Annotated in this window: 3 protein-coding genes; 1 reads left to right on the top strand and 2 read right to left on the bottom strand. The window is 35.7% G+C overall.

Going from position 1 to position 4,564, the window contains the following annotated elements; all coding sequences use genetic code 11:
• Both AC1DUW_RS21445 and AC1DUW_RS21440 read right to left on the bottom strand, forming a co-directional pair.
• Positions 1–650: spore germination protein (locus tag AC1DUW_RS21445; protein WP_477643409.1), on the bottom strand; the 650-nt coding region annotated here is incomplete at its 3' end.
• Between the two features lie 738 nt (positions 651–1,388).
• Positions 1,389–2,975: an alkaline phosphatase family protein gene (locus tag AC1DUW_RS21440; protein WP_477643408.1), complete on the bottom strand. Its 1,587-nt coding sequence runs from the start codon at positions 2,973–2,975 to the stop codon at positions 1,389–1,391.
• 440 nt (positions 2,976–3,415) lie between these two features.
• Here AC1DUW_RS21440 and AC1DUW_RS21435 point away from each other — a divergent pair.
• The coding region (locus AC1DUW_RS21435) for a spore germination protein (protein ID WP_477643407.1) at positions 3,416–4,564 on the top strand (1,149 nt) is incomplete at its 3' end.

The raw sequence follows: 4,564 nt of genomic DNA, 5'->3' as shown, positions 1-4,564 counted from the left end.
GATCCATCCAAAATTTCATCGAACTCTATTTCATTGATTCGTTGTGTAACGGTATCGACATTTTCCTGTTCAACAATTCCTTCTATATATATAACAGCTAGTTTTGTTTTAGATAAGGATCCTACAGTTAATTCATTTACTTGTAACTCTGGGATAGGCAGTCTTTTTCTCACTAGATTCAGATTGATATCAATATCTTCGACAAAAGCTTCTTGAGGACTTATGATTCCAAATTCAAGCTCGGGTTTACCAATTTGTCTTCCTTGTTTGGAGGCAATATTTATCAACAAACACTCATCGAGGTTCGTATCTAAACGAATGGCAATTTCGCCTCTCATTATCCTTTCTTCAATTACCTTCCTAGTGCTAGTGATTAGAGTATTCTCTATGGGGATATTTTCTTTAATTTGTTCCAAACTAATCGTTTCTAAAGTTGGTATTACAGATAGTACGCTCTCATGTAGTTCTTGCCCGTCAATTAAAGAGCGATAAAAAGATACCCAATAGCCAATTCCTTTTAAGTTGCCTTGATGGTTAATAAAATCATTTGATGACGAAAGGGAATTAAATAGGCTTCGTATATCGGAAACCTTATTAAAATCGTCTTTTCGATTTAAGTTTTTTTGGGAATTTCTGCGGTTAAACAACATTTCCACCTCTAAACTTAAGCTTATTATCCTATTATTCCAACTTCATCCCATATTAACCTTATTAGAATGTAATTGTAACTTGTTTCGTGAACGGTACATTACTTGGGTACAAAGCCGAATAGAGCCACTAGGCCCTATGCGTAAAGTGTGTCATTCGGAAATCATTTTATTTAAAGAAGGATTATTAATCGACGAAAGGATGGGGGGATGTTTTGAGGTGTAGTCAAGATTGATTTTCAGCATGATAGARAACTGTGTAAGATATATCAATTCAAAATTAAGAGTTTTAATAGTTGCTGGTTGATTAGATAAAAGGCAGAGGCAGGCACAGGCAGGCACAGGCTAAAATAATTCTAATAGTATTTTATAAGATGGAAGGGAACTAAATAATCTGATTCAAAATCACAAGAAAGTCCCGAATTGGCCTACTTTAGTAGTATAGAAAGGGACTTAGTCGACTGGATCGGGCCTATGAAGTCCCTTGAAATGGGAAAAATCTGTAGCTCTTTAGCTCTTGTAATGAATTAGCCATTGGCTTTTCAAAAAGGTAGATGTGCAAAAAGTTGAAAATTCATTACAAAAAAAGTACTCTTTAATTGTTCAACAACTTGGCAGTTTAGTGAAATATGAAATATAACAAAAAGAGCATTGGAATTAGATTAGTTAGTTGTAAATAACCAACCTGTTTTCTCGTAGTCAGATTTCTTTTTTAGCTGATTTAATAGGTTTTTTAATGAATTAATTACTTCGTATGATATCCCCTTCAAAGATATCTAATATCCAACTTTTTATATCAACAATTCGTAAATGATCAATGCTTTTATCGGTCCCTGTAACTATCATTGGTGTGAGTGAATCATCTTTGTGCATGGAACCGTGGGCACCTCCGCCAGCATGTTCTGGAGAACTTTCACCTATAAATTCGTAGCCGGGATTAGCATCAACTATTAGAAAATCTCCTTTATGTGAATGTAATGCCCCATATAATCTTGATAATCCATCAGGGTAATTTCTGTAGGTAATATGATGATTACTCTTTATATCTAGATCTAAAATTGAACTATTTCCTTTTATATACCAAGTTTGATCATAAACATCTTTATAAGGTCCACCAGGTTTAAATTGAAAAACATGCTTGTTAGCTCCCGAAATTACTTGGATCATTTCGTTTTCTTTCCATGCTATCCATGCAATCCGTGAATCTGCTTGCAATTTACTAGCTATCTCCTTTATAGAGAAACCATTATTTATTTTATATACATATGCCATTCGTTCATTCGCTGTAATTACAACTTCATCGTTATTTCGAACAGGGTCCCCCAGCTTTAAAACATGATAATTCGAAAGGGACTTTCTTAAGTCAATTAAAGCTTCCTTTTTGTTCTTTTTAATTGATGATTGCTTGCTGTCCCCAATAATAATCCAAATGATATTATCAAGAGTGTTTTCCCACTTTGGATAAACATTTAATATTTCTTGTAGATGTTTATCAAGTTTCTCAATCCCTTTCGTTGTCATAGGGCCCTTTATATGAACTGAATGATCGTTTTCTGGCATGTACATAATTGTAAATTCAGGAAGTAAATCTTTCTTTAAAAGGTACTTAAATTCTTGAGCAGAAAATGCATCATTAAGCCCTAATCGATTCACCATATGCTTATTTTTGGGGTCCAGATTGATAAAATCTCCAAAAGACAATATCTTTGGTCCAGTGGTGTGATATTGATCAGGCAAGGGAGTCATTTTTGCAATGATCTTCGGGGTTTTTAAGGTATGGTTATAATTCCCCCTGTAAATTAAAGCATTTATAGAAGCAGTTTGTACCCCGTTGTTGTCTAATTCTTCATGTATGGTTTTAACATTCGAATCGAGATCCACATTATTAAATTGATATAGGCTGTTTTGAGCAACCTGAGGAAATCCATATTTCAAGGTTTCAAAAAATCCGTTTCCGTAACTAATAATACGTTGTTCGTCTTCGTTAAACCAGACAAGACCAGGAATTTTGTGTTTGTCTGGATTAGTACCAGTTATTAAAGTACTGTCAATAGTAACTGACATTGTTGGATAGGAACTTACCAATCCTTTACTATATTGACCATGCTTTAGAAAAAATCCTAGGGCGGGGGCTTTATCCTCCTGGATGGCTTTTTGTAAAGGTTCGTCCATTAATGAATCAATAACAAGAAGGACAACTTTAGGCGAGGCGGAGTCCTTTGTTTGCATAATTATTGGAGAATTCCGCTCATTCTTTGAACCAAGATGAGAGCAACCAGTAATCACTATGATTGAAAGGAATACAAGAATTAGTAAGCGATATATCATTAGGACTCCACCTTCGTTTTGCAAGTTTTCTTCTTCAATTTTATTATTTGCATTTTCTTCACATTCATTAAAGAAAGTCAGAAATAAGTATTTACTTGTGGAAAATCAAAAACTGCTTCGAACCGGCAGTTGACCTGAGAGAAAGGTAAAGAAATACTCTAACATCATGTACATGTCACTTCGACATATAATTCTTCAGTAAGAATGTGTCTTTATCGTTGTTCATTTTAAGAGATTTTTTCTTAAGAAAACAATAACTAAAATACAATCTGACATTTGGTATCATGGGCATCCTCCAAAGGAAGAAGGGGAATGTTGTCTAGAAAATTGATGTGATTATAAACGCCTTTAAACTAGGGTCTAATTGATTGCTCACTTTCGTATATAAAATTGGAAAAAGAGGAAACTAGTATTAACTCGATTAACCAAAGGAGTTCACCATGAGAAGCAAAACCTTGCATATTAAATTGGGTCAAAAGCTGGAAAATCTAAAATCTCTAATGGTTATGCAGGATGATGTAGTTTTTAAAGAGGTATTCATTCCAAGTTATGAATGCTCCGGTTTATTTGTTTATATAAATGGAACAATGGATTATCCATCATTTAATGAAATAGTCCGGGACTTATCAGCAGCCCAGGTTGTATCCAATCATCCGATCTCTATCGAGCAGTCGGTAATTTCTAAAATTTGTTCAGTCAAAGAACAGAAGGTTAGCACTTATGAAAAAGCCATGGAATTCATTTTTGATGGAAAAACGCTTTTATTTATAGAAGGTATAGAGGATGGTTATGTCTTAAATCTTGAAAAAGAAAAAATGCGTACCTTTGGTGAACCTTCGACAGAGAGGATAGTCCGTGGTCCAAAGATTGGGTTTATTGAAAGTCTTCAGGAAAATATCGGCTTAATTAGGCAGTATTCAAGCCATCCCAGCCTTATCGTGAAACAGCATAAGATAGGGTCGCTGGAAAAGCGAACAATTGCATTGATATATTACCAAGGAATAGCAAGTGATTCCTTGTTACAAGAAGTAAATCGGCGGATAAATAAAGTGAAAGCAACGGATCTTCAAGATTCAGGGATGTTGGAGGAATTAATTGAAGATACTTCATCTTCTCCATTCCCACAAATCCAGAACACAGAGCGTCCTGATAAAGTACTTGCTGCTCTGCAGCAGGGGAGAGTGGTTATCATGATTGACGGGTCACCATTTGCTTTGATAGCACCAACGACAATCACGATGCTGCTGCAGTCTCCAGATGATTATTATGAAAGGTGGGTGGCGGGTTCTTTTTTGCGTGGTATCCGTTACTTATCTTTATTTGTTACTGTCTTTCTTTCAGGAATATATATATCCTTAGTTTCGTTCAACCCAGGATTGCTGCCGACGGAACTTGCGATGAGCATCGCTGGTACAAGGGAAAATGTTCCGTTCCCGCCTTTTGTTGAAGCAATCATAATGGAAGTGACGATTGAACTGCTCCGTGAAGCAGGAATTCGGCTGCCAGCCCCTATTGGGCAAACTGTTGGATTAGTTGGGGGAGTCATTATCGGACAAGCAGCTGTTCAAGCAAATATTGTGAGTTCACTC

It is taken from the genome of Peribacillus sp. P4_C12, assembly GCF_056402095.1.
The sequence above is the reverse complement of the archived record's forward strand: the minus strand, read 5'-3'. Positions and strand labels throughout refer to the sequence as shown.